Here is a 25,038-nt window from a genome sequence, read left to right on the forward strand (position 1 = left end):
AATCTGATATTGAGTGATATTGAGTCATACCAAAATCCCTCCAATGAATGTTGTCTCGACAACTCCATTCTAAACGAGGATTCTGGCTATGGCTCCCTTTTTTTGAGATCCTAGCTTTTTACACAAGTATACGGACTCAACTTGAGTGCGTAGATGGATTGACCACTTTTGTATGATAAATCGAATAAGATTTGACAGTTTACATCTTGTTTAACTGGCCTTGTGTGAAAAATCGTATAAATTGAGATCAATAAAAAAGGGCTGTCCCAAACGAACATGCCTTAAGACCATTTTCGTTCAGGACAGCCCCTTCGCTTCACTCTATAACGCCCTGAAAGCCTCGCTTACAAGCGGGATTAGTAAGTCAGCATCAACAGATTGGCCTCGCTTAAGCTTGATCGTCTTGCGTTCAGGCGGACCTTCGAATAGCCCATCTGGCAGCGTTAGACCCGTTGTATTGAAAATAATGAAGCTTACCGCATCCTTCGACGTCGATATAGCAGCTGCGTACTTGCCGTTTTTGAGAAAATGAGGCTTCTTATATTGGATACGCTCCTGAACATCCGGAATAGCGCGATGAACAACATCGCGCAGAGCAGCGCTAAGCTCGGCGTGCCACGACTCCGGCAATGCATCAATAAAGTCAGTTACTTCTTGATTCATTTCTCTATTCTCCTCTGCTATCGTTAGTCACACATCCTATTTCGTCTCGTTCACGATCATCCAAGTTACGCCGAATTTGTCCTGCAACTCTCCGTATGAAGCACCCCATGGCTGCTTCTCGAGAGGATACTTCACGACCCCGCCCTCGCTCAGCTTGGCGAAAACTCCCTTCGCTTCGGCTTCGCTCTCAAAGCTTAGCGATAGACTCAAGCATCGAGAGCCGGCCACTGGCTCGAAGGAATCCGACATGAACAGCGTGTTGCCGCCTGCAACCGACATTGCCAAATGCATCACCTTGTCCTTGAATGCCTCTGGAATACCAGGCGTATGAGCATGCATCATGACAGATATGATCTCTCCTCCAAGCGCTTGCTTATAGAACTCCGCTTGCGTTCTAGCATCCTCCGACATTAGGTAAGGGGTTAGTAACACGTTCATTTTCTCATCAACCTTTCTCATTTCTTAGTAGTTGGAACTTGGCTTTCTACTAAGACGACGAATGGAAAGGAATGAAATCTACACGCTTCACAAAAAAATATTTCGACTCGGTTAACCGCATTCCTCGGCCCGTCTCAAGAGCAGCTCGCGTTCGCGTTCATTGCGCGTCAGCGAGGCAGCCATCTCGAACTGCTCGCGCGCCTCGGCAGCTCGTCCCAGCTTGACGAGCAGATCTCCTCTTACGCTCGGCAGCAAATAATAGGTCGCAAGCGCAGGCTCTGAGGCTAGCTCTTCGACCAGCTGCAGTCCGAACGCAGGGCCAAAAGCCATAGCAATCGCGACCGCTCGGTTCAGCTCCACAATCGCAGACGGTTGAACGCGCGACAGCGCTTCGTAGAGAGCGGCAATGCGTACCCAATCGGTACTTGCCGCGACCGTCGCCTGAGCATGACAGGCAGAGATGGAAGCTTGAAGCGCATAAGGACCAAGCAGTCCTCCAAACGCACGGGCTCGCTCCAGTGCAGCTAAGCCGCGACGGATCAACAGATGATCCCACTTTGCACGGTTCTGATCCATTAGAAGAATTGGCTCGCCGCTCGCGCCTACGCGGGTTCTGAATCGGGAGGATTGCAGTTCCATAAGCGCAACAAGCCCATGAACCTCCGACTCGCCCGGCGCTATCTCGGCGAGAATCCGGCCAAGCCTCAGCGCTTCGAGACATAAGGTCGGACGAAGCCACTCGCTTCCCGATGTTGCCGAATAACCTTCGTTGAACATTAAGTAGATAACTTCTAGAACCGCCGCCAGGCGTTCCTTCAACGCCTCGCCCGACGGCGCCTCGAACCCGACCCGCTCCGCGCTTAACGTTTTCTTCGCTCGAACGATTCGCTGTGCCACGGTAGGCTCGGGAACGAGAAAGGCTCGCGCAATCTCATCGGTCGTTAGACCGCCAAGCAGCCGCAATGTAAGAGCGACCCTCGCCTCTCGCGACAACACTGGATGGCAGGAAGTAAAAATAAGACGGAGAAGGTCGTCGCCAACCTCTCCATCCACAGCTTTGTTCACGTCATCCTCGGAATACAGCTCGCTTCCTCGTCCGATCTCTTCATATTTCTGATCGCGCAGCTTACTTCTGCGCAGGTAATCAATTGCGCGCCTTTTCGCTGTCGTCATGAGCCACGCACCTGGATTATCGGGAATTCCCGACTCGGGCCACTTCTCCAGCGCAATCACAAGCGCATCCTGAGCCAAGTCTTCGGCGAGGCTTACATCGCGAACCATCCGCGCCAATCCGGCGATAAGCCTCGCCGATTCAATGCGCCAGATTGCGTCTATCGTACGCCCCGCCAAAGAATCGGTCATTATGATTTAGACCTCTCAATCTGTTCGCGAAGTACAAGCTCCTTGGCCAGCGTCTCCGGATCTTCCATCAGATCATGCAGATCGATAACCTGCCTAAGCTCGATCTGCCCTTCGCCGAAACCGTGCGGATCCGGCATGCGAAGCGCCCACTCGATCGCTTCTTCCCTCGACTTCACCTCGATCAGCGTATAGCCGGCAATGATCTCCTTCGCTTCCGTGAACGGCCCGTCCGTTATCTTCGGTTTGCCGCCCGGCTCCGGATACGAGATGCGAATACCGCCGGAGCTCGCATGCAAGCCATCTGCCGCAAGCAACACGCCGGCTTTGACCAGCTCCTCGTTATAGCGCTGCATAGCCTCGATCAGCTCTTGGCTGGGCATTGTCCCTGCCTCTGAATCCTTGCTTGCTTTGACAATCATCATAAATCGCATTATTCATAACCTACCCTCGATATCATGTGAGACTTCATTATTTTTCAGCCTCCATATAGACGACGAACAGATTGACTCGGAATCGACAACGATAGCTATAAATTTCCACCAATATACTTCTTCATAATACTGGATAATGACTCAAATAAAAAGATCGCAGTAGCGCGCCTATTGGCGATCCCTATGCGATCTTTCGACTTATTTTAATAGATTAGATGTCAAACACAGATTCGCTCTGATCTATGACAGACTGCTCAGCCGGCGTAAGCACCCGGTCGAGAATCAGCTTCTCGAAGTGCGCGAATCCGCTGTCCTTCACCCGTGGGCGGGCGAGCGTAATCGGTATATCGAGCGCTACCTGCCCTTCGTCGATTAGAATGACCCGATCCGCCAGAGCAACCGCTTCGCTGACATCATGGGTAACGAGTACGGCCGTGAAGCCGCGCGTCTGCCATAACCGTTCGATAAGCCGCTGCATATCAATGCGGGTCAACGCGTCCAGCGCGCCTAAAGGCTCATCGAACAGCAGCAAATGAGGATGGCCGACTAACGCTCTCGCAAGCGCAACGCGCTGGCGCTGACCGCCGGATAGGACCGATGGCCACTCCTTAGCCCGATCCGAAAGACCGACTAATTGAAGCGCGGCATATGCCTTCCGCTCCGCGTCCGCCGACTTGTCTCCTGCCAGTCCAATCTTCACATTATCTAGAACGGTCTGCCAAGGCAGCAGCCTGGCATCTTGAAACATAAACCGCGTATCTTGGTTAATGCCAGATACCGGTTCATCCTGTCTTGTCAGCGAGCCAGAGGAGATTTCATCCAGGCCGGCGAGCAGCCTTAGCAGCGTACTCTTCCCGCAGCCGCTTCGGCCGACAATCGCGATGAACTTGCCCGGTTCGATTGATAGATTAAGGTCGCTTAACACCTTCTTCTCGCCGAACCGTTTGGAAACGCCTTTCAACTCGATTGATACGCCGTGTGTCACTGCTTCGCCGGAAACAACCGGAGCAACCGCTAAGGGTTGCTTAATACTAGCAACCTGCGATTTTTGCGCCGTCTTCCTCTCTAGTTCGAGCTCTTCGACTGCGGCGCTGCTTTTGCGAAATGGGGATGCCATTGCAGCCATCTCCTCTCCAGCCACTTGGCCATTAAATCAGACAGCTTACCCAACAGCGCATACAAAATAATTGCTAGAACGACGACGTCCAATTGGAAAAACTCCCGTGCATTCATCGCCATATAACCGATGCCGGAGTCAGCCGCGATCGTCTCGGCGACAATGAGCGTCAGCCACATGATGCCGAGCGCGAAGCGAAGACCGACGAGAATCGAAGGCATAGCTCCAGGCAAAATCACTCGGCGATAGAGCTGCCATCTGTTTAGTCCGTAAACGTTGCCCATCTCGATAAGGCCGGTATCGACGGATCTGATCCCGTGAAGCGTGTTTAGGTAGATCGGGAACATAACGCCGAGCGCGACTAGAAATATTTTCGCCGTTTCACCAATCCCGAACCAGGCAATGACGAGGGGAATCATAGCGAGATGGGGAACATTCCGAATCATCTGCAGCGTCGAATCCGTCAGTTTGTCGGATAACCCAATCACACCGTTTAATAAGCCAAGAACGAACCCAATCCCCGCCCCAATTGCGAAACCAATTGCGGCTCTCCAGGTGCTAACGGCGAGCGCCTCAATAAGCTTTCCATTAGCCAGCAGCTCGTACGCGGCTCTGACGACCTGATCCGGCGACGGTAATGTTCTCGTGGAGATCACGCCAGCACTGCTTAACACTTGCCATACGATTACAATGAGTACGGGTATATACCACGGCAACGCGATTGTTGTGAACTTGCTAGCAGAATGTCTCATTTTAACCCTCTCCATTAATGAGCCGAAGCTCTAGGTGTGGGCTTGACAGCATTTGCGATTATTTCGCCAAAAGGACTAATAGACGTCGGGCCGGCTATCGGCTTCCGATCCAGCGACAATAATGGGAACAGCAGCTCCGCCACCCGATAAGCTTCCTCTAGATGCGGATAGCCGGAGAAAATAAACGTTTCGATCCCGAGCGCCTCATATTCCCGCATCCGTTCCGCGACAATCTCCGGACTGCCGACGAGCGCAGTACCCGCTCCGCCGCGTACAAGCCCGATTCCCGCCCAAAGGTTAGGGCTAATCTCCAACTGCTCGCGGCTTCCTTCATGCAGCTTCGCCATCCGCTTCTGACCGACCGAGTCGAAGCGGCTGAAGATGCGCTGCGCTTCGGCTATCGTCTGATCGTCGACGTGCTTAATCAGCTTTTCTGCCGCTTGCCATGCTTCCTCCTCCGTCTCCCTTACGATGACGTGCAGCCGGATGCCGAACCGGAGTGTGCGGCCTTGCGCCTCTGCAAGCTTCCGCATCTCCGCGATCTTGGCAGCAACGTCGGCTGGCGGCTCGCCCCAAGTCAAGTACACATCGACCTGCTCCGCCGCGATTCCCTGCGCTACCTCCGAGGAACCTCCGAACCAGAGCGGCGGATACGGCTGCTGAATCGGCGGATAAAGCACATGACCGCCCTTCACATGCAGATAGTCACCTTCGAAATCCACATTCTCACCCGAAAGCTCCCTCCGCCATATTTGGAGAAACTCGTTTGTGAGGTGGTATCGATCCGTATGGTTCAGGAATAGTCCATCGCCGGCCAATTCAACCGGGTCCCCTCCTGCTACCACGTTAATGAGCAGCCTGCCGCCGGATATGCGATCCAGCGATGCGGCCATTCGAGCCGCCAGTGTTGGCGACATCAAGCCTGGACGTACGGCAACGAGAAACTTCAGACGTTTCGTCGCCGGTACAAGCGAGGACGCTATAATCCAAGGATCCTCGCAAGAAGTACCGGTCGGAAGCAATACGCCTTCATAGCCAAGTCGATCTGCGGCAACAGCGATCTGCTGCATGTAATCGGCATCCACAGCACGAGCGCCTTGGCTCGTGCCGAGATAGCGACCATCTCCATGCGTAGGTATAAACCAAAATACATTCATCATAATCACCTTCACCTTTTTGTAAATTATAAGAATTTATAAGTTTTCTACATAGCCGTTTCTACTTGTATTTGGTTATTTAAGAATGGCATCGTTAATATCCAGTTTCTCTGGAATGAGCTCCAGATTGAAGAACGTATCGGCAATGGCCTGCTGCGCCTTAATCAGCTCTTCATCGATCGGCTGCACGCCGTAATTGCGACGGCCTGCTGCAAGCAGCAGCGACTCTACATCAATACCAAGCTGTGGCGACAGCTTCTCAGCCAGCTCCTGCGGATGATCCTTCGACCAAGCATCGATTTTGTCCGCTTCCTCTAAGAGGATGTCAACGATATCTGGATATTTCTCAGCAAACGTACGAGTGGCAAGATAGAATTCGTGATTCGATACGACATCCTTGCCGTCAGCTAATATCGTGCCGCCTGTAGCCGTCTGTGCCGCAGCGAGGAACGGATCCCAAATGACCCATGCGTCTACGCTGCCCTTCTCGAATGCAGCCCGTGCATCTGCCGGCGGCAGAAACTTCACATCAACATCCTTATAATCGACTCCAGCTTTCTCGAGCTGCTTCACAAGCAAGTAGTGCACGTTCGAGCCTTTGTTCAGCACAACGGTCTTGCCTTTCAGATCGGCAACTGACTTAATTGGCGAATCCTTCGGAACGATAATACCCTCGCTCTGCGGACTAGCCGGTTCATGCGCCAAGTAGACGAGCGGTGCACCTGCAGCCTGCGCGAAGATCGGCGGCGCCTCTCCCGTATGTCCCAGATCGAGACTGCCTACATTAAGCGCTTCGAGCAATTGAGGCCCACCGGGAAACTCAATCCATTCGATCTTAATGTTGCGCTCCTCGCTCAAGCGCTTATCAAGCGCTCCGTCTGCCTTCAAAATGTTAATCGTTCCGTACTTCTGATAACCGATCTTGATCGTAATATCTCTAGTCTCCTTGCCCGATGCCCCTTCATTTGCTTTCTCCCCGTTATTGCCGCATGCCGTCACCACCATCGTTAATGCAAGCAGTGCCGCCGCCACAAACTTTGAAGTCCCCCACTTTTTCTTCATCATCCCAAACCCCTCTCGTCTTCGTTTCTAATCGAATCGTTATAAATAGACAAAGGTCTCCCCACCCGCACCTTCAGTGCGATTAGAGAGACCTCCGGTGGTCCGGTAGCGTCAAATATATAATTAATCCGATGAGTTAACTTGTATATAACGAAATATTAGCACTGACATAAATTGGCGTCAAGAACTATTTTTTTGCTTCTTACTTCCACGATTCCACCTTCTGGCGAAAGTATCGGATCGCTCGTTGCAGTTAGTGCAACAGAATCCCTTCAATCCATATTTCAGCTAGTGTTCGTTGCAGTAAATGCAACTGATTCGAGAGAAACGCACTTAATGAGGAGTGTTAACCGTTCATCCATTGCATTCCCTGCAACGAGGCCTCCCAACGGACGCTCTAAGGACGCATTCTGTTGCATAATGTGCAACGGGCGTATTCTCGTTCTCGTACCGCAAAAAAAGACTTCCCGCCTCGAACGGAAAGTCCCGCATTGATCTATACATATACCAATAAACTCAATTAGGACAATCGCTCTCAGCGAAAATATTGCTAAGGAACAAGTACAATTTGAGTGCTTTGTCGCGATCGAGCACAATTTCATTCTCAGCGGTAAGGTTATTGTCGTCACCAATGGTGGCGGCAATAATCCGTATTTCGCCAGTCTCTTTGTCGTAGGTCAGCACCGTCTCTACTCTATCGCCATGCGTGCGCGTTGCGGAATCCATATAATCGCAATCCTCCTCTTTCATTTCGGTATACACTATACCTATTCGAAGAGTACTAGATTTACGCCTATTGTTTTGCTAACTCCGCCATCGCTTCGAGGAGCATGATGCCGCTTAGCTGGACGCTCAATTGGATTGGCAGCAACGGAGGAGTCGACCATGATGGGCCGCACAGTTTCAACTCGCGATTAAGCCCCCGATCCCGCAGTGATGCGGCATTCGCTTCAATGACCGCGATGATGGCATCGCGTTCTGTTGGCGGAGCTACCTCGGCCATCTGCATGAGGTAACGGATCAAGATGCCTTTGAACAATCCCGTGTCGTCAATGCCTTCATCCGGCAGCAGCAGCGTCCCGGCATCGCAAAGTTCCGCAAAGCAGGCTCTCGTCGTACGGCAAGCTTCCTGCAAATACGTCTCATCGCGCGTTGCCAGATATAGCTCCACGCCCGCTCCGATGAAGACGCCTTGGCAATAGGTGAACTTCCAATCCTTATCGATCTGTCCGTCGCCAAGCCGGTTCATCCCGTCCCATACGAAACCGCTGGCGGGGTCTACCAAGTTATCGCGATTCCACTTATAGATTCGCTCCGCCCACGCCAGGTCTTCTTCTTTGCCATAGGCACGATACAGTCTAGCGGCAAGGATGGCGGCAGGCGCGTTGGCTGGAGTGTTTTTGTAATCGAGTTGGTCCTTCTTCCACGCCATGCCTCCGCCCATATGGCCGTTCCAAGCCGTCTTGATATCCTCCCACAGCTCCAGCACGTTTGCCAAATACGGCTCTTCACCAGTTGCTTCATAGGCGCGCAATAGGGCGAGCGCCGTCCACTCCATATCGTCGTAGTAATTGTGTTTGAAGGTGTCGCCGTTATAGGCATGAACCCCTTCCGCCAGCTTACTCAGCAGTTCCCTGTACGCCGCTTCTCCCGTTCGCTCCAAGCCGTCAATTAGAACATCCATGACATGCGCCTGCCACCAATAATAGAAGTTCTCTTCCCCGAAAGCTTTGACAGGCGGGTACCACTGATTCATCATCGCTAGCTCATCGTTCCAGTACCGGTCTCTCAAGGCAGCCTGCGCCTCATTCGCCAAGTCATTCCAAGCCGAAACCAATGGATCGGACAATTCCATTAGGCGAGCGCCTCCTCCCCAATAAGACCGGCAGCGTTCAGTCTCGTCGCCGCCTCGAGAAGCTTCACCGCGCTAAGCTGGACGCTCAGCGTTACAATGCCCTCTGGCTTCGCCGACCAGTCCGGCGAGAACAACACCGGCTCGCCCGTTCTGCCCTGCTCCCACAACAGCTTGGCGTTAGCAGCTAATGTATCGGCAACCGCCTGATCCCCTCCGCGGCTCTCAAGCGCAAGCTCCGTCAAATAGCGGACGTAGATACCTTTGAACAGCCCGCCGTCGCCTGTTTCCTCATCCGGCAACAGCTTCGTCGATGGGTGCGCAAGTTCGGCAAGGGATGCCGAAGCGGAACGCGATGCATCGGCCAAATACCGATCATCGCTCGTGATCCGGTATAATTCAACGGCAGCTCCGATGAACACGCCTTGGCAATACGTGAACTTCCAATGCTTATCGATCTGTCCGTCGCCGAGTCGATTCATCCCATCCCATACGCAGCCGGTGGCCGGATCTACGAGATTGGCTTTCTGCCATTCGTAAATCTTGACGGCCCATGCCAAATCCGACTCTAATCCGAACGCTTGATGCAGCCGCGCGGCGAGGATTGCCGCCGGAGCGTTCGCAGGCGTATTTTTATAATCAAGCTGCGACTTCTGCCATGCGATGCCGCCTCCCATATGCTCATTCCAGCCCGTCTTGATATCCTCCCAAAGCAGGAGCGCGGCTTCCTTGTACTTCGCGGCTCCCGTCGCTTGATACGCGCGCAGCCATGCAAGCGCCATCCATTCCATGTCATCGTACAGCTCATTCGGCCATTCGCCGCCATTGCGTGCCAGCAACCCATCAAAAAATACGCTCAACCTCTCGGCATATGCCTCCTGGCCCGTGCGAAGATAACCATCCGTCAGGACGTCCGCGGCATGCGCCATCCACCAGTAATGAAAGATCGTGTTGCATGCGCCGTCCGGACACGGCGTCTCGATATTGTACATCCGTATCGATTCGTTCCAAAATAATCGCTCCAGCGCTGCCTGCGCATCATCCGCCCGATTCTCCCAAATCCCATGCTCTGCCTGATTCATTTCTCTCTCTCCTCCAGTCGCGCCCGTTGCTCCAGCAGCATAACGGCGCTTAGTTGCGTGCTAAGTTGTACAGCTTTCTCGGGTGTTTGCGCCCACGAATTACTGAAGCGTGCCTTCTCGCTATCCTTGCCATATTCCCATAAGCTTGCCGCATTGGTCTCCAGCAGCTCTATCCACGCCTCCGGCTCGTCGTCCACTTGAATGAGCTCTCCTAAATAACGAACGAATATGCCTTTGAACAATCCTCCGTCGCCGTCGCCTTCCGAAGGCAGCATGCCCGTAGCCTGACTGGTGAGCTCGTTAATCGCAGCAGCAGCCGTCTTCTTCGCATCCTGCAAGTAACGTTCATCGCCCGTCGCCTTGTACAGCTCGACCGCCGCGCCTATATAGACGCCTTGACTGTAAGTAAACTTCCAATCTTTATCGACTAACCCGTCACCCTGTCGATTAATACCGTCCCACACGAATCCGGTATCGGGATCGACCAGCGTCTCTTTCTGCCATTCATAGATGCGAGTCGCGAAGTCCAGCTCTTCCTTATCGTTCGTATGCTCATATAATCTCGTTGCCAAAATAGCCGCAGGCGCATTCGCAGGCGTATTCTTATAATTCAACTGCTCCTTGCGCCAAGCGATGCCGCCGCCCTGCTCCTCGTTCCAGCCGGTTTTGATATCCTCCCACAGCAGCTTCGCAACCTCCATGTATCTTTCATCCTTCGTCGCATCGTAGGCGCGAAGCCACGCAAGCGCCATCCATTCCATATCGTCGTAATAATCGTTCGGATAGACGCCGGCATTCCGCTCCGCAATGCCGTCATACATTCCGCTTAGCAGCTTCGCGTACCGCTCATCGCCTGTGCGTTCATATCCGTCAACCAGCACATCAACGGCATGCGCCTGCCACCAATAGTTGAAAGGGTCGGTACATAACTGCGCGATGCACGGAGAGACATTGTCATACAAACCTCGGCTCTCATTCCAGAACGAATCCGCCAGCTCCGCTTGCGCGAGATCGACCCTCTCCTGCCATACGCCATCCGCGGTGCCGCCGCCGAACGGCTTCCATACTCCCGCCGCCCATAGGCTTCCTCCAGCTAGCAGAGCGACCAGAACAAGACAGGATGCGGTTAGGAGAACAACTTTCCGTGAAGCCATAGCCGTGTTATCCCCCTATCCCTTGATTCCGCTGAACGCGATCCCTTGAATGAAGTAACGCTGCAGTAGCAGGAACATAATGAGTATCGGAAAAATAGCGACGAGCGCCCCCGCCATCATCGGACCGTAATCGGTCTGATAGTTGTACGAGAAAGCCTGCAGCCCCATCTGAATCGTCGCTTTGGCGGGATCGTTAAGAACGATCATCGGCCATAAGAAACTGTTCCAGCCCGCTTGGAAGGTGAAGATGCCTAGCGTAGCCAAGGCGGGTTTCGTCAGCGGCAAATAGATGCGCCAAAATATCCTGAACTCGCCAGCCCCTTCAATGCGCGCCATTTCCATCATGTCGCTTGGCAGCGTAAGGAAAAACTGCCTCATGAAGAACACTGCAAACGAACCGGACGCACCCGGCAAAATAATGCCCCAGAACGAATTCAGCAGCCCGTTGCCTCCGGCTCCGAACAAGTCGTTGCCGCCGAACAACGGCAGATGCTTCAGCACGTAGACGCTCGGTATCATCGTAACGATGCCCGGAATCATCATGGCGGCCAGCAGCACGCGGAACAAAGGCTGACTCAGCTTGAACTTCAGCTTCGCGAACGCGAAGCCCGCCAGCGACCCGAAGAACAAATTCATAAGCACGCCCGATGCGGCAAGAATGAGCGAGTTCGAGAAGAACAACCCGAAGGGTACAGTCGTGAACGCTTTGACATAATGCTCGAACGTAATGTCCGTCGGGAACCACTTGATCGGCATCGAGAATATATCCGAATCCGGCTTGATCGACGTCAGGACGCTCCAATAGAATGGCAGGAACATGACGACCGCAATACCGATACAAAGGATGTAATAAGCGAGCTTGCGGGCCACTCGCAGGGTTGCCGTACTTCCGATGGTATCCATCGCTTCTCCTCCTTATACGACAGACTCTTCTGCCTTGCTGATTTTCATATTAATAAGCGAGAAAATAAGGATAGCCATGGCAAGCACGAATGCCTGCGCCGAAGCGTAACCCATCTGAAGCTGATTGAATCCTTGCTGATAAATCAGATAGACAGGCGTCTTCGTGACGTTCGCGGGACCGCCCTGCGTCAACACGAATGCTTGATCGAACAACTGCAGCGCTCCGATGATGGACATCGTGCTGACGAGGAAAGTCGTCGGTCTCAGCTGCGGCCATGTAATGTAACGGAAGCTATCCCATTTCGTAGCTCCGTCCAGTTTGGCCGATTCGTATAAGTATTCCGGCACGCCTTGCAGCCCTGCCAAATAAATAATCATGTTCGAGCCGACGGATTGCCATAACGTCAGCATAATGATCGACATCATCGCCGTTTCGGTCTGCGCTACCCATGCAGGACCGGTTATGCCGATAGAAGACAGCAGCCCGTTGACGAGCCCGTATTCGGGATGAAGCAGCCAGATCCATACGGTAGCCGCAGCCACCGCGGATGTTAAGGTCGGCAAATAATTAAGCGTCCGGAACAGCTTGACGCCCCGCCAAGCGCGATTCATCAGCATCGCAAGCGACAACGAGATTATAATGTTCAGCGGGACRAATATGACGGAGTAAATAAGCACGTTTTTGAAAGTCGTCCATAACAGAGTGTCATCGATCAGCCGTTTGTAGTTGTCGAGGCCTACCCAATCTTTTTTGCTAATAACGTCATAATTCGTAAAGCTAAGATAAAGCGCCATGAAGACGGGAATGACCGTGAATACGATGAACAGCAGCATCGTTGGCGTAATGAATAGATAAGCCGTTCGCGCTTGATGCCGTTCAAGCTTTTTCATGGAAGCCATGGGGAATACCTCCTTCTTAGCGGAACGAAGAAAGGGAGGACCTCCTCCCCCTCTTCTTCCACGCCGATTATTTCACTTCGTTATCCTTGAGCAGCTTATCGCCTTGCGACTGCGCTTTGGACAGCGTATCCTCGATACTTTGCTTATTTTGTTGAAGCAGCTGCAGGTTCGGCGTCAATGCATCGCCCTCCATGACGGAGTATCCTGGATGCTGCGGACGAATCTTCGCGAACTCCAGCGTTTCTAAGATTGGCTTCCAGAACGGATCGTCCTGGAAGAACGGATCTTCAAGCGCCGGCTTGAAGCCCGGGATGTTGTAGCTTGTTTTTGCCCATAGCAGCGCATTCTCTTTGTTCGCCGTCCACCACTTGATGAACTCCCAAGCTTCCGCTTGATGCTTGGAGCCCTCCGGAATAACGAGGCCGAAGCCGCCCATGACGCTTGCCTTGTCGCCATTCGGTCCCGCAGGAGGCGGCACGATGCCGAAGTCGAGATCTTTGCCGTATTTCTTGTAGGTGCTCAGCATCCATGGTCCTGTATACTGCATCGCCAGCTTCCCTGTTACGAAAGCGTCCGTGCCTTCGCCAAGCCCTTGCTCGAAGCCGACTTTATACACTTTATCCTTGTTCAGCAAGCGATCCCACAGCTCTAGTACCTGCTTCCCTTGCTCATTGTTGAAGTTCGTCTTGCCGTCCTCCGTGAGCATTTGGCCGCCCGCTTGCTGCAGATACATGTTGAACAGACCGTTATCCCCTAGGGAGAAGCCCGATACTTCAAGCTTGTTGCCGTTCCACTTGGTCAGCTTAGCCGCAGCAGCTTCAAGCTCTGCCCATGTTGTGGGAGGCTCAACGCCCGCTTCCGCTAGAAGCTTCTTATTATAAAATAAAGCGCGAGCATCAACCGTTAGAGGCAAACCGTATAATTTATCTCCATATGAGAGCTCTTTGAGTGATTCTTCGTAAAACTCGCCGCGAGCCAGACCGTCCTTCTCCATGAATTCGTCGATCGGATGCAGGACGTTCTTCGGTGCGTACAGCGATGTGCGCCATCTATCCCAGAACAGAATGTCYGGCGAGCCGCCGGAAGTCGCTGCCGTTAGAAATTTCGTGATCATATCCTGCTGCAGCACGTACTTGACCTTGATCTTGTCTTGCGATTTGTTGAACGCGTCAACCATCGTCTCGAACTGGATCTGTCCTTCGCCGCCCCAGTCGCCCCAGAACGTTAACTCCACCGCGCCTTTGCTCCCGCTGTCTCCTGCCGGCTTCTCTGTCTCATTGCCGCTTCCCGAATTGTTCGAACCTGCGTTATTGCCGCTGCAGCCGGCAAGCACGGCCGTCGTTGCCAAAGCGATCGTCCCCATCTTGAACCACTTCTTCATTAGAACTAGCCTCCCTTGAATCTCTAATGGTTTTCGTTCTCTCATTTATTTATGTTATAAGAGGATTGCTCCCCGTCTAACCGTCGTTACTTGCGTACACGAATCCCGCATACGTCAAGCACAAGCTCGCAAAACATCATGTTTGCCCACGAGAACCAAGGCCGGGTATAGGCAGCCGGGTCATCGGCGTGAAAGCCTTCATGCATAAAGCCCGTTCCAGCATCGGTATGCGCCATAAGATCGAGCAGTCTTTCCTTCTCCGCTTGCTCCTTAGCCGTTAATCCCTGCATCGCCAGCGCAATCGGCCATATGTACCTCTCCGGCGTATGCGGACTTCCGATGCCTGACGCGGCCGTTCCCTCATAGTAGTAAGGGTTATTCGCGCTTAGGACAAACCTGCGCGTATTTTCATAGATCGGATCGTCCGCCGAGGCATAACCGATGTATGGAATAGAGAGCAAGCTTGGAACATTGGCGTCATCCATCAAGTTGTATTGACCGAGGCCGTCCGTTTCGTAAGCGTAAATCGTACCGAACGACGGGTGTTCCACCTTTGCGTATTGTTCAATCCCTTGATGGATCTCGTCGGCAAGCTTCTCGGCGCGTTCCGCCAACTCATTGTCATTCATCACATGCCGCGCGATCTCTGCCAACTGGCGAAGAGAAACAACAGCGAACATGTTGGATGGAATCAAATAGCCGAATTGACAAGCATCGTCGCTTGGACGAAATCCCGACCAGGTCATTCCCGTTAGAGCAACCGGCGTCCCTCTGCCCTCACGCGGAAGCGTATCGGAGGCGGGACATCCGAATCGTTCAAACGAATAATTGGAAGCGTTCTCATGATTCTGTTCAAGCGTCCACAGCTTTAGGATTTCCTCTGCCCCATTCCGGAAAGACTGTCCGAATTGGGAGGTTCGGTCCGTGTTTTTCCATAACAGGTAACTCAATTGAATCGGATAACATAAGGAATCGATCTCGTATTTCCGCTCCCATATCCAAGGGGTCATCTTCGTCTTATCCCCATGATGTCCCTTGCCGCTTGCCTCTTCATTGAAAGCATTCGCATACGGATCGTGAATTACGTACCGGAATTGCCTTTCTACCAAACCTTCGATCATATCGGCAATCTCTTTCTCCCCAGCGGCAGCGAGCAAGAACGGCCGCACTTGAGCAGCTGAATCACGCAGCCACATAGCTGGAATATCACCTGTTATAACGAATGTGGTGCCGTCCTCCTCGCGTCTGATGGTTGTATCCCACGTATTGGATAAGCATTGCTCGAACATGGCCGCAATCCGTTCGCGATGCGGCAGCTTCTCCCTTACGGTTGCAATTAAAGCCTTCACCGATTCGGGCAACCGCTTCTCGGTCGTCATCTCCATCTTGCTCCTCCGTTCTGCACTGTATAATAAACCGCTTTCATGTAGCTAGTATATTAGTATGTTAATGGTATGTCAATAACTGATTTTTTATCGTGAATTAGTATGCTAATATATTAATGCGATTAAAAAGAAAACCCCCACCGCGATGCGATGAGGGTATAACAATCAAGCTCTGTCTATATCCGGTTAGGCGCCTCGCCTGTCGATTGCCCAATAACAAGCTTGGCGTCCAAGGTGACTTTGTTATTGGTGACCGCTTGCCCCTCCTTAATCCTAAGGACATGCTCAATCGCCAGCCTCCCCATCTCCTCTTCGTTCTGCCGCATATGTGTGAACGCATAGGTTCCCCCGAGATCGGTAGGCGGACTGTCGAAGCAAATAACGGAAATATGTTGCGGAATGCGCATACCTAACCGCTCGATTGCCGCTCTGGCCAGCAGCGCAATATTGTACTCAATAGCGAATACAGCCGTAATGGATGGATTGTTCCGCAGATGCTCCATTAACCTTAGCACGTCACGCTCTACATTATCGTCATCGCGGAAGGAATCGGGCAGCGTAGAGAACAAATCGGCTACCCACAGCTCCTTGTCCACCATAATGCCCTGCTCCGCATGCGCCTGAATGAAGCCCTCGATTCGGTCCTCAACGGCCGACGTGTCGGTTGGCGGAGGACAGAGGAAAGCGATATGCCGATGGCCGAGACCGAATAAATACTCGGTCGCCACGCGGGCTGCCGTCACGTTGTCCGTGCTGATAGAAGCAGCGGCAACCCCTTTCAGATGGCGATCGACGAGCACAAGCGGAAACTTGGCAATAACCAGCTTCAGAATCTCCGCGTTGAAATATTCGCCCTGTGCCGGGAACACGATTAGTCCGTCTACGCCCATCTTAAGCAGCTTCTGTATCGATTCTTCTTCATTGTCGGGAATGCCGAACGAACGACGCAGCACCAGGAAACAGTCATTATCCCTGGACGCCTGTTCCATGCCGTAGATCAAGCCCGTTCCATAGCTGTTGCCAAAGTCGGTAATGACAAGCCCGATCGTCGTGCAATCGTCCCTATTCGCGGTACTGCCCGCATTTCTCGGCAGTTGGCTTGCAGAAGGTTCGGAATCTGCAGCCCCCGTCTCTCCAGATGGATCCAGCACGAACGAGCCTCGGCCGGGTATTCTGACGATAAGCTTCTCGCCAGCCAGCATCTCAAGCGCCTTCTTGCTCGTAATACGGCTGACGCTGTACTCATCGGCCAGTTCCTTCTCCGACGGTATTCGTTCGCCAGCCCCATATTCCTTGCTTAATATTTGGTTTTTCACCGTTTCAAAAATTTTCTCGTACATCGGCTTCGATGAAGTGTCGTTCGCCATTCCTATACCTCCAAACTCCCTGTCCTGCTCTCGTTTTTCCTTATATATTAGTTTTATCACATAATGATATATCATGCTATATTATTTTTAGATTTGACGGTTATGCCGATAAATCTAATGGAGATGAATGGAGAATCTTCTCCATTATTCGTGTTTTTCCGCTATAATGTGAGAGAAGCAACTACCTCAGGAAAGAGGGAGACTACTACTATGACTTTAGATGTTCTCGTACGTAACAACGTGAAAGTATTAGGAGAAGGAAGCCGAACCATCGTGTTTGCCCACGGCTTTGGCTGCGACCAACACATGTGGCGCTATATCGTCCCTGCCTTCGAACAGAATTATCGCGTCGTCCTATTCGATTATGTAGGCTCGGGCAAATCCCAAATTAACGATTATGATTCGACCAAATATAACGATTTGCAAGGCTATGCCCAAGATGTACTGGACATTATGGACAGGCTCGAGCTGCGAGATACGATCTTTGTCGGCCATTCCGTAAGCGGCATGATCGGCATGTTAGCTTCCATCCGGAATCCCGAATATTTCGAGCAAATCGTCATGCTTGGACCTTCTCCTCGCTATGTCAACGACCTGCCCGATTATTATGGAGGCTTCGAACGCAGCGATATTGACGAATTGCTGAGCATGATGCAGCTGAACTTCATCGGTTGGGCCAGCTACTTGGCACCCATCGTGATGCAGAATCCGGAACGGCGCGAGCTTTCCGAAGAGCTGGAGCAGAGCTTCTGCTCGAGAGACCCTCATATTGCCCGGCAGTTCGCGGAAGTAACCTTCCTCTCCGATTGCCGTACCCAGCTTGAGCTCGCTTCGATTCCGTCACTTATTCTCCAGTGCGCGGACGACAGCATCTCACCGGTTGAAGTAGGTCAATACTTGCACGCGCATCTCAAGCACAGCACGCTTCGGCTAATGACTGCCAAGGGCCATTATCCTCAACTAAGTCATCCTGAGGAAACGATTCAGTTCATTAAGCAGTATTTGGCCAGTGCGTAGCGGAAATACGTGGAGGAACGTTAACATGGATATTCAATTAGAAACAGCCCCTTGCGGCTATTTCTCGATCTTGGACACGGGAATCGTTCAATCCGTTAATCAAACGCTGCTCAATATGCTCCTGCTGAAGCGTGACGAGCTGCTCGGCCGTCATATTGAAACAACGATGTCCGTCACGAACAAGCTTTTTTTTCACACTTACTTCTATCCATACATTCAGATCAATGGACATGTGAATGAGATGTACTTGTCATTCCGAACAAGCGACAACCAGGAAGTACCCGTGCTGCTAAACGGCGTTCGCCAAGAACGTGGCGGACAGACCGTCATCGATTGCGTTGTCGTTATGATGCGTAAGCGGATTGAGCATGAGAAGGACGTTCTGCAGACGAAGGAAAGGCTGGAACACCTGTACCAGGCGACCAACGAGGCGAACAAGCAGCTCGAACGGCTGCATGAAGAGTATGAGACCAAGCAGCAGGAATTAATGCGGATCAACCATGAGCTCGAGGTTAAGGCGTCGACTGATCCGCTGACCGGGCTGCGGAACCGCCGATACTTCCAAGAGAGCCTGCAGAAGCTCATTGCTGAATATCAAGAGACACGGCAGCCGTTATCGCTGCTCATTATCGACATTGATCATTTTAAACATATTAACGATACATACGGCCACCCGGTTGGCGACTTGGTGCTGTCGGGTTTGGCTCGCCTGTTGCAGCGCTTGTCGCGCGAAGGGGATGTTCTGGCCCGTTTCGGCGGCGAGGAATTCGTAGCCCTATTGCCGGGCGTGGAGCAAGACGAAGCGATAGTTATCGCGGACAATATTTGCCGTACGGTAGCTAAGACCCCTTTGGACAATTACCAGATCACCATTAGCATCGGCATATCGACCGTAACGGATACAGATACCGAGCAAACGTTGCTTCATCAAGCCGACTTGGCTCTCTATCAGTCCAAAGCCGGCGGAAGAAACCGCGTGACGCATGCCGCACATTCGGCAGAGAGCTAGCCACGTATGACTCGATCTCTTAGAGCCCCGCTATCTTATCCGCTCCATAAGAGCCTATACGCACTTACAAACGTGATCACATACCCAGCCTTTCTCTGTAAGAGCATATATGCTCTTACAGAGGAGCGTTAACAGGCTCGAACCACCATACCTGCTTCATAAGAGCCTATATGCACTTACAGACGCAATCACATACCAGCTTTCCCCTGTAAGAGCATATATGCTCTGATACAGGCGCAGGCAGACTCTAACTCCCGTACAGCGCTTCAATTTAGCGAATAATAACCTGTTCCCGCCCCGGGCCGATGGACACCGTCGTAACCTTAACCCTGATGTTCTCCTCGATAAATAGAACGTACGCTTTAGCCGCTTCCGGCAGCTCGTCGAAACTCCGTACGCCCGATAGATCACTTCGCCAGCCTGCCAAATGCTGCAGGATTGGCTTCGCTCCTTGCAGCTTGCCCGTAGACGGAAACTTGTCTGTAACTGTACCGTCCTTCAACTCGTATGCCGTACATACAGGAATCGTGTCGAGGTAGCCAAGCACATCGAGATTAGTAAGTGCCGCCTCTGTAGCCCCTTGTATCATACAGCCGTACCTTGTAGCAACGACATCGAACCATCCCATGCGCCTCGGACGTCCTGTTGTTACGCCATATTCGCCAGCGTCGCCGCCGCGGCGTCTGAGCTCGTCCGCTTCCTCTCCCTCAATCTCGGATATGAAAGGACCTGCCCCGGCACAGCTGGAATATGCCTTAACAACGGCGATCACATCCGTTACGGCTCGTACAGGTATGCCGCTGCCAACCGGACCGTAGCCCGCAATCGTCGAAGAGGAGGTTGAATACGGATAAATGCCGTGATCGGGATCACGAAGCGCGCCGAGCTGCCCCTCCAGCAGGATATGCTCCCCATTCCTGCAAGCCTCCTGCAGCATGTCAGTCGTATCGCAGACGAAGGGCCGAATCCATTCCGCCTCCTGCTGCAAGCCGTCCAGCAAAGCTTCTTCTTCAATGGGCTCAACTCCATATAAATGCTGGAGCAGTACATTTTTCGCAGCTAAGGATTGCTCAAGCTTCTCCCGTAATCTAACCGGCTCGAATAGGTCAGCAACTTGGATACCCAGCTTCGCGAACTTATCCGCGTAGAAAGGCGCTATACCTCGCTTCGTCGAGCCGAATCCTCGTCGCCCTAGCCGCTCCTCCTCCAGCTCGTCGAACAGCCGGTGAACGGAAAGCACGACCTGCGCCCGCTCCGATACATGCAGGCTTGGCTTCGGCACGCCTCGCCCGATAAGCGCCTCGTACTCTTCCCTCAGCTTGCCAATATCCAGCGCAACTCCCGGTCCTAGCACGTTATGGACTCCAGGGTAGAACACCCCGGAAGGCAGCATATGCAGAGCAAACTTTCCGTAGTGGTTAATAATCGTATGCCCCGCGTTGCTGCCTCCCTGATAGCGAACGACATACCCGGATTGCGCCGCCAGCATATCCGTGATTTTTCCTTTCCCTTCGTCTCCCCAGTTAGCTCCTACGATTGCCGTTACCGCCATGGAATCCGCCTCCGCCGCGTCAACGACGCGCTTGTATTTGGTTACATCCCCCATTATAATTACGCTTATTACATAAATAAAATTAATATTAGTAATATATGATATAAGGTGAGGTAATGACATGGACGTTAATTTGGAATGGTATCGCGTATTCTACCGGGTCGCTAAGACTGGCAGCTTAACTGCGGCAGCGGAAAAACTTTATATTACGCAACCGGCGGTGAGCCATACCATTAAACAATTAGAGGAGCGAATGGGAGGGGCTCTATTCTTCCGTACGTCCAAAGGCATAAGGCTAACAACTGAAGGCGATGTTCTGCTTCGGTATATCGAACAAGCTTTCCTGAATATCGAGAGCGGTGAACGCGCCATTGCGGAGATGAATCAGCTTCATAGCGGAGAAATTCATATCGGAGCGAGCGATACGCTGTGCAACTATTATTTGTTGCCGTATCTGGAGCAATTCCATGAGAGACATCCCCATATCCGCATTCATATCACGAATCGGACGACGCCTGAGACGCTGTCGCTGCTTAGACAAGGGAAAATCGACTTCGGCATTGTCGGCTCGCCCGCTCCGGATAAGCAAATCCATTTTCGCAGAACCGCAACGATTCACGATTGTCTTGTCGCCGGCAAAGGCTACGAACATTTGGCCGGCACGCCTCCCGGCTTAGATAACATAGGCCAGTATCCATTGCTGATGCTTGAACCGGGCTCAAGCACACGGACCTATATCGATGAGTTTGCCGTAGCGAATGGCATAAGGCTCAGCCCCGAGATTGAGCTCGGCAGCATCGATCTGCTTGTTCAGTTCGCCCTTCGCGGCTTCGGACTTGCATTCGTTATTCGCGAATTCATTCAAGAACGGTTAAAGCGCGGCGAGCTCTTCGAGCTGCCGCTCCTTCCGCCGCTGCCTGAGCGAAGCATTGGCGTCGCTTCACTCCATGGCGTGCCGCTATCGTCTGCTTCGAAAGCGTTCCTTGCTTTATTACCCAGCTATGATGATGCCTAACTGAACAGCTTGTAATACATAACGGTTGCATCCAGACCACCGCTCGCCGATCTCGCGTAATGCGGGATGATTCCGGCCTGTACGTAATTAAGCGAACGATAGAGCAAGTTCGTCAGATCACCCTCCCTCGTATCGAGAACGAGCAGCGATCTCTCTTCCTGTATGGCGCGCTGCTCTGCTGTCTGCATCAGCTTACGGCCAATCCCCTTGCGCCTATAATCGGGATCTGTCATCAGCTTCGCGATTTCGGCGCGATGGAGTCCGTTCGGCTTCGTACATAGATGGAGCTGTACCGTACCGACGATTCGTTGGTCGTGCTTGGCAATGAAGAGCCTTACGTCCGGCCGGAGTACGTTTCTCCAATAGTCTACCGCCTCCTTATCGGCAAGCGGCGGTAAGAAGCCCAGCGACGCTCCATCCTCTACGACTGCTTTAAGCAGGATAGACAGCTCCTCCAGAATGTCCTCGATTTGCATGACCTGTTCAAATGTAACTTCCATATGCAATCCCCTCTCTTCGAAACGTATAGAAAGATCATAAATCCGTGATTATAATTTGTATAACGAATCTTTCTTATTACAATAATCGATATTTTGAATAATAGAGGTGTGCAAGATGGACATGTCACAGTTGGAAGCTTTTCTGGCGGTTAGCCAAACGCTTAATTTCACCAAAGCCTCGGAGCACTTGCATATTTCTCAATCCGCCGTTACGGCCCGGATCAAAGCGCTGGAGAGCGCTGTCGGGAAACCGTTGTTTCTTCGAGACAACCGCAATGTAAGCCTGACGCAAGCCGGCGTTATGCAAGTTATCTGACTGATAAAGCGAACGATGCCAGTGTAAAATCAGCACTAGAGCTGCTCGGCGTACACGGGGCAAACAGTGTTATCTAGCAAAAGCATAGTAGACGGCCTATCCAAATATTAGTATAATTTATGAAATGTTTAACTGAACGGGAGGGATAGCTTTGATACTTACACTACAGACGGATCGTTTGCTGCTGCGGCCCTTCGAAGGAGCCGACGCCAAGCAAGTACAGCTGCTGGCAGGCGACAAAGATGTAGCCAGCACAACGCTGGCCATCCCTCACCCCTACCCGGATGGAGCCGCGGAGCAATGGATTGAAGCTTCTCGGCAAGCGTCCGTTCAGGGAGACCGTCATGTCTTCGCCATTGTTCGTCAAGAAGATTATGTCCTGCTCGGCAATATGACCCTTGGCATCACTAAGCATCATAATCGAGCGGAGCTTGCCTACTGGATGGGTAAGCCGTACTGGGGACTAGGTTATGCGACGGAGGCGGCACGCAGAGTTGTGCAATTCGGCTTCGAAGAGCTGGCGTTGAACCGTATCCACGCCGCTGCCATGACGAGAAATCCCGCATCCTATAATGTAATGATAAAGGCCGGCATGAAGTATGAAGGCACTTTCCCGCAGCATATTAAGAAATGGGAGCAATATGAGGATCTCGTCTTTTATGGCCTGAATAGGTCGGACTGGAGCCTGCTCCGTCTCAACGCCGACCTTTAATGAACAAAAGAACCGCAAGCCTCTTCACGGAGAGCTGCGGTTCTTTTGATATAACACTTGAATCCATTATAGGTTAAGCTCGACGATTGACTGGGCTCGAACCGGGTAATCGGTTATGATTCCGTCGATTTGGAATTTGAGCACTTCCTTCATATTGCTCCTGCTGTTCACCGTCCAAATCCATAGCTCGCGCCCCGCGCCATGCACCCGCTCGACGAGCTGCTCCGTCAGCATGACTTTCTCGATCGTATAGAAATCAACGTCCAGCGCCGACAAGTCGCCTAACGCAAAATATAAGATTTGCCCGATCTTAATACCGGGTGCAATCGCTCGAATTTGCTGCAAGGTATGGCTGTCGAACGATTGAATATAGACGTCCTCTTCCATGCCAAAATATTTCACGAGACCTACAACGCTTCTCACCAGCTCCTCGCTCGGACCGTAAGGCTTCAGATCCAGCAGCAGCTTAATCCGTCCCTGCCCCTCGGCGAGCGCTTCGCTAAGCGTCGGAATGTGAATAACGTCCCCGTTCTCATCTCTGCCGATCGCAATTTCGCTCAGCTCCACATAGGTAAGATCGGATACGCGTCTCTCCACGCCAGATACTCGCTTCAAATTATAATCATGATTCAGAACCGGTACGCCATCCTTCGTCAGCTGCACGTCGATCTCTACCGATTGGATGCCTTTATCAATCGCCGATGTAATCGATGGAATTGAGTTTTCCGGCGCATCCTCCGTATCCCCTCTATGGGCGGAGATCAGTACGCTCCACTTGGCATAGACGAGATTGTCATTTGCCTTGAAGCCCAGAAATAAAGCCACACACAAGTAAACAGCAGCGGCGACCAAGTAAATCAGCCTTGTCTTGCTTCGCCCCTTCTCCCGCATATACGAAGATATTTGTTCTTCCAACCTTCCCAGCCGACTCCGATATACGCGAACTTTATCCAACGGCATTACGCCCTTAGAACGCCCGAAGGAATAGAACAGCCGAGTCAGAAAGATCATATTAATCGGCAAGAGCAGCAGCGTCAGCATATATGTAAGAATGGTCGAAACCGTAAGCGAATAATGGGCGGTGAACACTTTTAGCACATTAATATCAAGCCAGGAAGGCAACAGCGATAGCGAGCGGATCGACACAAAACCCAAGCCGAAAATAGCCGCATTCAGCAAAAATAACGAGAAGAAAAGCTGCAGCCTTCTCCCCCGCGTCAGCACGAGACTGCTTCGAATCGCCTCCGTAATGGTCTTGCCCTCCAGCATCATGAAATGCAGTACGAATATCCATCGCAGCACCGTGTACAAGGCAGCCAGGAGCACTAGAATATAAACAAAGGTCATTATGAATGAGGCCGATAATACTTTGCTGCGTAGAAAAATCGGCACGTTGAACAGCGCATAGAACGACGCCGACAGCGGCGAGTCGATGAACGGAATCAGAACAAGCAGGAAGACGAACAGCTGCACGATACCGAAACCGAACAGGCGCGGCGTCTGGCGAAGCGTCGTCAGAAAGGCATCCATAATCGCCACTTCTCTGCCGAAGTACCTCTGCTGCACCATAATGATAAGCACGCATAGTTCAATGAATAAGGCGAAGGACGCGACGAGTCCAATCAGAATCAGTCCAAGAACACCTTCATAGCTGACTCCCAGCCGATACACCTCGCCATTGAGCAGCGAGCCTGAGCCGACGACCGTCAATATCCGGTTGAAAATAAACGTAATAACGGGAATGATGACCGAACTCGTCAGCAGCATATATAAATACTCGAAAAGAAGCAATTTCGGGTACGAGGCGCGAAAATCACGAATACTTTTGCCTAGTAGCCTCATCATGGCCATTCATCCTATCTATGCACATAATAATCGGCGCGTCAGCGCCAGCTATTTCAATTATAGCTG

25 protein-coding genes are annotated in these 25,038 nt (G+C 52.1%); 5 read left to right on the plus strand and 20 right to left on the minus strand.

From position 1 onward, the window contains the following. Nucleotides 1-321: 321 nt before the first annotated feature. The 17 genes from AB4Z33_RS16900 to AB4Z33_RS16980 form a co-directional block, all read right to left on the minus strand. Nucleotides 322-663 carry a DUF1801 domain-containing protein gene (locus AB4Z33_RS16900; RefSeq protein ID WP_442051024.1) on the minus strand — a complete coding sequence of 114 codons (342 nt, stop codon included), beginning with the start codon at nucleotides 661-663 and terminating at the stop codon, nucleotides 322-324. Between the two features lie 36 nt (nucleotides 664-699). Further along, on the minus strand, nucleotides 700-1,101 hold the full coding sequence (locus AB4Z33_RS16905) for a VOC family protein (RefSeq protein ID WP_442051025.1): 402 nt from the start codon (nucleotides 1,099-1,101) through the stop codon (nucleotides 700-702). Between the two features lie 111 nt (nucleotides 1,102-1,212). After that, nucleotides 1,213-2,463: an RNA polymerase sigma factor gene (locus tag AB4Z33_RS16910; protein WP_442051026.1), complete on the minus strand. Its 1,251-nt coding sequence runs from the start codon at nucleotides 2,461-2,463 to the stop codon at nucleotides 1,213-1,215. Continuing rightward, the gene (locus AB4Z33_RS16915; RefSeq protein WP_442051027.1) at nucleotides 2,463-2,894 is read right to left on the minus strand and encodes a YciI family protein; all 432 of its coding nucleotides are present in this window, start codon (nucleotides 2,892-2,894) and stop codon (nucleotides 2,463-2,465) included. The genes AB4Z33_RS16910 and AB4Z33_RS16915 overlap by 1 nt, the downstream gene beginning before the upstream one ends. Nucleotides 2,895-3,105: 211 nt before the next feature. After that, nucleotides 3,106-4,011 carry an ATP-binding cassette domain-containing protein gene (locus AB4Z33_RS16920; RefSeq protein ID WP_442051028.1) on the minus strand — a complete coding sequence of 302 codons (906 nt, stop codon included), beginning with the start codon at nucleotides 4,009-4,011 and terminating at the stop codon, nucleotides 3,106-3,108. After that, on the minus strand, nucleotides 3,960-4,763 hold the full coding sequence (ssuC, locus tag AB4Z33_RS16925) for an aliphatic sulfonate ABC transporter permease SsuC (protein WP_442051029.1): 804 nt from the start codon (nucleotides 4,761-4,763) through the stop codon (nucleotides 3,960-3,962). The genes AB4Z33_RS16920 and ssuC overlap by 52 nt, the downstream gene beginning before the upstream one ends. A gap of 14 nt (nucleotides 4,764-4,777) precedes the next feature. Then, the gene (gene ssuD, locus AB4Z33_RS16930; protein WP_442051075.1) at nucleotides 4,778-5,920 is read right to left on the minus strand and encodes an FMNH2-dependent alkanesulfonate monooxygenase; all 1,143 of its coding nucleotides are present in this window, start codon (nucleotides 5,918-5,920) and stop codon (nucleotides 4,778-4,780) included. A 75-nt stretch (nucleotides 5,921-5,995) separates the two neighbouring features. Then, nucleotides 5,996-6,982 (minus strand): sulfonate ABC transporter substrate-binding protein, encoded by a 987-nt coding sequence (locus tag AB4Z33_RS16935; RefSeq protein WP_442051076.1) that lies wholly within the window; start codon nucleotides 6,980-6,982, stop codon nucleotides 5,996-5,998. A 516-nt stretch (nucleotides 6,983-7,498) separates the two neighbouring features. Continuing rightward, the gene (locus AB4Z33_RS16940) at nucleotides 7,499-7,708 is read right to left on the minus strand and encodes a hypothetical protein (RefSeq protein ID WP_442051030.1); all 210 of its coding nucleotides are present in this window, start codon (nucleotides 7,706-7,708) and stop codon (nucleotides 7,499-7,501) included. A 67-nt stretch (nucleotides 7,709-7,775) separates the two neighbouring features. Beyond that, nucleotides 7,776-8,837: a glycoside hydrolase family 76 protein gene (locus AB4Z33_RS16945; RefSeq protein WP_442051031.1), complete on the minus strand. Its 1,062-nt coding sequence runs from the start codon at nucleotides 8,835-8,837 to the stop codon at nucleotides 7,776-7,778. After that, nucleotides 8,837-9,916, minus strand: coding sequence for a glycoside hydrolase family 76 protein (locus tag AB4Z33_RS16950; protein WP_442051032.1), 1,080 nt, complete (start codon nucleotides 9,914-9,916; stop codon nucleotides 8,837-8,839). The genes AB4Z33_RS16945 and AB4Z33_RS16950 overlap by 1 nt, the downstream gene beginning before the upstream one ends. Continuing rightward, nucleotides 9,913-11,070: a glycoside hydrolase family 76 protein gene (locus AB4Z33_RS16955; protein ID WP_442051033.1), complete on the minus strand. Its 1,158-nt coding sequence runs from the start codon at nucleotides 11,068-11,070 to the stop codon at nucleotides 9,913-9,915. The genes AB4Z33_RS16950 and AB4Z33_RS16955 overlap by 4 nt, the downstream gene beginning before the upstream one ends. A gap of 15 nt (nucleotides 11,071-11,085) precedes the next feature. Further along, on the minus strand, nucleotides 11,086-11,973 hold the full coding sequence (locus AB4Z33_RS16960; RefSeq protein WP_442051034.1) for a carbohydrate ABC transporter permease: 888 nt from the start codon (nucleotides 11,971-11,973) through the stop codon (nucleotides 11,086-11,088). 12 nt (nucleotides 11,974-11,985) lie between these two features. Beyond that, nucleotides 11,986-12,873: a carbohydrate ABC transporter permease gene (locus AB4Z33_RS16965; RefSeq protein ID WP_442051035.1), complete on the minus strand. Its 888-nt coding sequence runs from the start codon at nucleotides 12,871-12,873 to the stop codon at nucleotides 11,986-11,988. Between the two features lie 67 nt (nucleotides 12,874-12,940). Then, a complete protein-coding gene (locus AB4Z33_RS16970) occupies nucleotides 12,941-14,254 on the minus strand; it encodes an ABC transporter substrate-binding protein (RefSeq protein WP_442051036.1) in 1,314 nt (437 codons plus the stop codon). Between the two features lie 86 nt (nucleotides 14,255-14,340). Beyond that, entirely contained in the window at nucleotides 14,341-15,633 is a 1,293-nt protein-coding gene (locus AB4Z33_RS16975; RefSeq protein WP_442051077.1) for a glycoside hydrolase family 125 protein, read from the minus strand. A 182-nt stretch (nucleotides 15,634-15,815) separates the two neighbouring features. Further along, nucleotides 15,816-17,006 carry a GntR family transcriptional regulator gene (locus AB4Z33_RS16980; protein WP_442051037.1) on the minus strand — a complete coding sequence of 397 codons (1,191 nt, stop codon included), beginning with the start codon at nucleotides 17,004-17,006 and terminating at the stop codon, nucleotides 15,816-15,818. Nucleotides 17,007-17,216: 210 nt separating this feature from the next. Between AB4Z33_RS16980 and AB4Z33_RS16985 the strand changes: the two genes are divergently transcribed. Together AB4Z33_RS16985 and AB4Z33_RS16990 are read left to right on the plus strand one after the other, a co-directional pair. Further along, entirely contained in the window at nucleotides 17,217-18,023 is an 807-nt protein-coding gene (locus AB4Z33_RS16985; RefSeq protein WP_442051038.1) for an alpha/beta fold hydrolase, read from the plus strand. A 25-nt stretch (nucleotides 18,024-18,048) separates the two neighbouring features. Further along, complete coding sequence (locus AB4Z33_RS16990; protein ID WP_442051039.1) at nucleotides 18,049-19,032, plus strand: sensor domain-containing diguanylate cyclase; 984 nt, start codon at nucleotides 18,049-18,051, stop codon at nucleotides 19,030-19,032. A 271-nt stretch (nucleotides 19,033-19,303) separates the two neighbouring features. Here the strand turns inward: AB4Z33_RS16990 and AB4Z33_RS16995 are convergent, their stop codons facing one another. Next, the gene (locus AB4Z33_RS16995) at nucleotides 19,304-20,584 is read right to left on the minus strand and encodes an adenylosuccinate synthase (RefSeq protein ID WP_442051078.1); all 1,281 of its coding nucleotides are present in this window, start codon (nucleotides 20,582-20,584) and stop codon (nucleotides 19,304-19,306) included. A 121-nt stretch (nucleotides 20,585-20,705) separates the two neighbouring features. On the opposite strand from AB4Z33_RS16995, the gene AB4Z33_RS17000 reads away from it, so the two are divergent. Continuing rightward, a complete protein-coding gene (locus tag AB4Z33_RS17000) occupies nucleotides 20,706-21,599 on the plus strand; it encodes a LysR family transcriptional regulator (RefSeq protein ID WP_442051040.1) in 894 nt (297 codons plus the stop codon). Here the strand turns inward: AB4Z33_RS17000 and AB4Z33_RS17005 are convergent. Further along, nucleotides 21,596-22,099, minus strand: coding sequence for a GNAT family N-acetyltransferase (locus AB4Z33_RS17005; protein ID WP_442051041.1), 504 nt, complete (start codon nucleotides 22,097-22,099; stop codon nucleotides 21,596-21,598). The genes AB4Z33_RS17000 and AB4Z33_RS17005 overlap by 4 nt on opposite strands. A gap of 115 nt (nucleotides 22,100-22,214) precedes the next feature. Between AB4Z33_RS17005 and AB4Z33_RS17010 the strand changes: the two genes are divergently transcribed. Both AB4Z33_RS17010 and AB4Z33_RS17015 read left to right on the plus strand, forming a co-directional pair. Beyond that, entirely contained in the window at nucleotides 22,215-22,415 is a 201-nt protein-coding gene (locus AB4Z33_RS17010; RefSeq protein WP_442051042.1) for a LysR family transcriptional regulator, read from the plus strand. A gap of 145 nt (nucleotides 22,416-22,560) precedes the next feature. Next, nucleotides 22,561-23,127: a GNAT family N-acetyltransferase gene (locus AB4Z33_RS17015; protein ID WP_442051079.1), complete on the plus strand. Its 567-nt coding sequence runs from the start codon at nucleotides 22,561-22,563 to the stop codon at nucleotides 23,125-23,127. A 66-nt stretch (nucleotides 23,128-23,193) separates the two neighbouring features. On the opposite strand, the gene AB4Z33_RS17020 is transcribed toward AB4Z33_RS17015, so the two are convergent. Next, nucleotides 23,194-24,972 carry a glycerophosphoryl diester phosphodiesterase membrane domain-containing protein gene (locus tag AB4Z33_RS17020; protein WP_442051043.1) on the minus strand — a complete coding sequence of 593 codons (1,779 nt, stop codon included), beginning with the start codon at nucleotides 24,970-24,972 and terminating at the stop codon, nucleotides 23,194-23,196. Between the last annotated feature and the right edge of the window lie 66 nt (nucleotides 24,973-25,038).

It is taken from the genome of Paenibacillus sp. 2TAB19, from assembly GCF_052115185.1.
Classification (GTDB): domain Bacteria; phylum Bacillota; class Bacilli; order Paenibacillales; family Paenibacillaceae; genus Pristimantibacillus.

Coding starts and splice junctions, on each gene's coding strand:
- AB4Z33_RS16905 (WP_442051025.1), bottom strand. CDS start 1,101: ATGAACGTGTTACTAACCCCTTACCTAATGTCGGAGGATGCTAGAACG.
- AB4Z33_RS16940 (WP_442051030.1), bottom strand. CDS start 7,708: ATGGATTCCGCAACGCGCACGCATGGCGATAGAGTAGAGACGGTGCTG.
- AB4Z33_RS16920 (WP_442051028.1), bottom strand. CDS start 4,011: ATGGCATCCCCATTTCGCAAAAGCAGCGCCGCAGTCGAAGAGCTCGAA.
- AB4Z33_RS16950 (WP_442051032.1), bottom strand. CDS start 9,916: ATGAATCAGGCAGAGCATGGGATTTGGGAGAATCGGGCGGATGATGCG.
- AB4Z33_RS17010 (WP_442051042.1), top strand. CDS start 22,215: ATGGACATGTCACAGTTGGAAGCTTTTCTGGCGGTTAGCCAAACGCTT.
- AB4Z33_RS16945 (WP_442051031.1), bottom strand. CDS start 8,837: ATGGAATTGTCCGATCCATTGGTTTCGGCTTGGAATGACTTGGCGAAT.
- AB4Z33_RS16990 (WP_442051039.1), top strand. CDS start 18,049: ATGGATATTCAATTAGAAACAGCCCCTTGCGGCTATTTCTCGATCTTG.
- AB4Z33_RS17005 (WP_442051041.1), bottom strand. CDS start 22,099: ATGGAAGTTACATTTGAACAGGTCATGCAAATCGAGGACATTCTGGAG.
- AB4Z33_RS16915 (WP_442051027.1), bottom strand. CDS start 2,894: ATGCGATTTATGATGATTGTCAAAGCAAGCAAGGATTCAGAGGCAGGG.
- AB4Z33_RS16960 (WP_442051034.1), bottom strand. CDS start 11,973: ATGGATACCATCGGAAGTACGGCAACCCTGCGAGTGGCCCGCAAGCTC.
- AB4Z33_RS16995 (WP_442051078.1), bottom strand. CDS start 20,584: ATGGCGGTAACGGCAATCGTAGGAGCTAACTGGGGAGACGAAGGGAAA.
- ssuC (WP_442051029.1), bottom strand. CDS start 4,763: ATGAGACATTCTGCTAGCAAGTTCACAACAATCGCGTTGCCGTGGTAT.
- AB4Z33_RS16900 (WP_442051024.1), bottom strand. CDS start 663: ATGAATCAAGAAGTAACTGACTTTATTGATGCATTGCCGGAGTCGTGG.
- AB4Z33_RS16985 (WP_442051038.1), top strand. CDS start 17,217: ATGACTTTAGATGTTCTCGTACGTAACAACGTGAAAGTATTAGGAGAA.
- AB4Z33_RS16975 (WP_442051077.1), bottom strand. CDS start 15,633: ATGACGACCGAGAAGCGGTTGCCCGAATCGGTGAAGGCTTTAATTGCA.
- AB4Z33_RS16910 (WP_442051026.1), bottom strand. CDS start 2,463: ATGACCGATTCTTTGGCGGGGCGTACGATAGACGCAATCTGGCGCATT.
- AB4Z33_RS16935 (WP_442051076.1), bottom strand. CDS start 6,982: ATGAAGAAAAAGTGGGGGACTTCAAAGTTTGTGGCGGCGGCACTGCTT.
- AB4Z33_RS17020 (WP_442051043.1), bottom strand. CDS start 24,972: ATGATGAGGCTACTAGGCAAAAGTATTCGTGATTTTCGCGCCTCGTAC.
- ssuD (WP_442051075.1), bottom strand. CDS start 5,920: ATGAATGTATTTTGGTTTATACCTACGCATGGAGATGGTCGCTATCTC.
- AB4Z33_RS17000 (WP_442051040.1), top strand. CDS start 20,706: ATGGACGTTAATTTGGAATGGTATCGCGTATTCTACCGGGTCGCTAAG.
- AB4Z33_RS16955 (WP_442051033.1), bottom strand. CDS start 11,070: ATGGCTTCACGGAAAGTTGTTCTCCTAACCGCATCCTGTCTTGTTCTG.
- AB4Z33_RS16980 (WP_442051037.1), bottom strand. CDS start 17,006: ATGGCGAACGACACTTCATCGAAGCCGATGTACGAGAAAATTTTTGAA.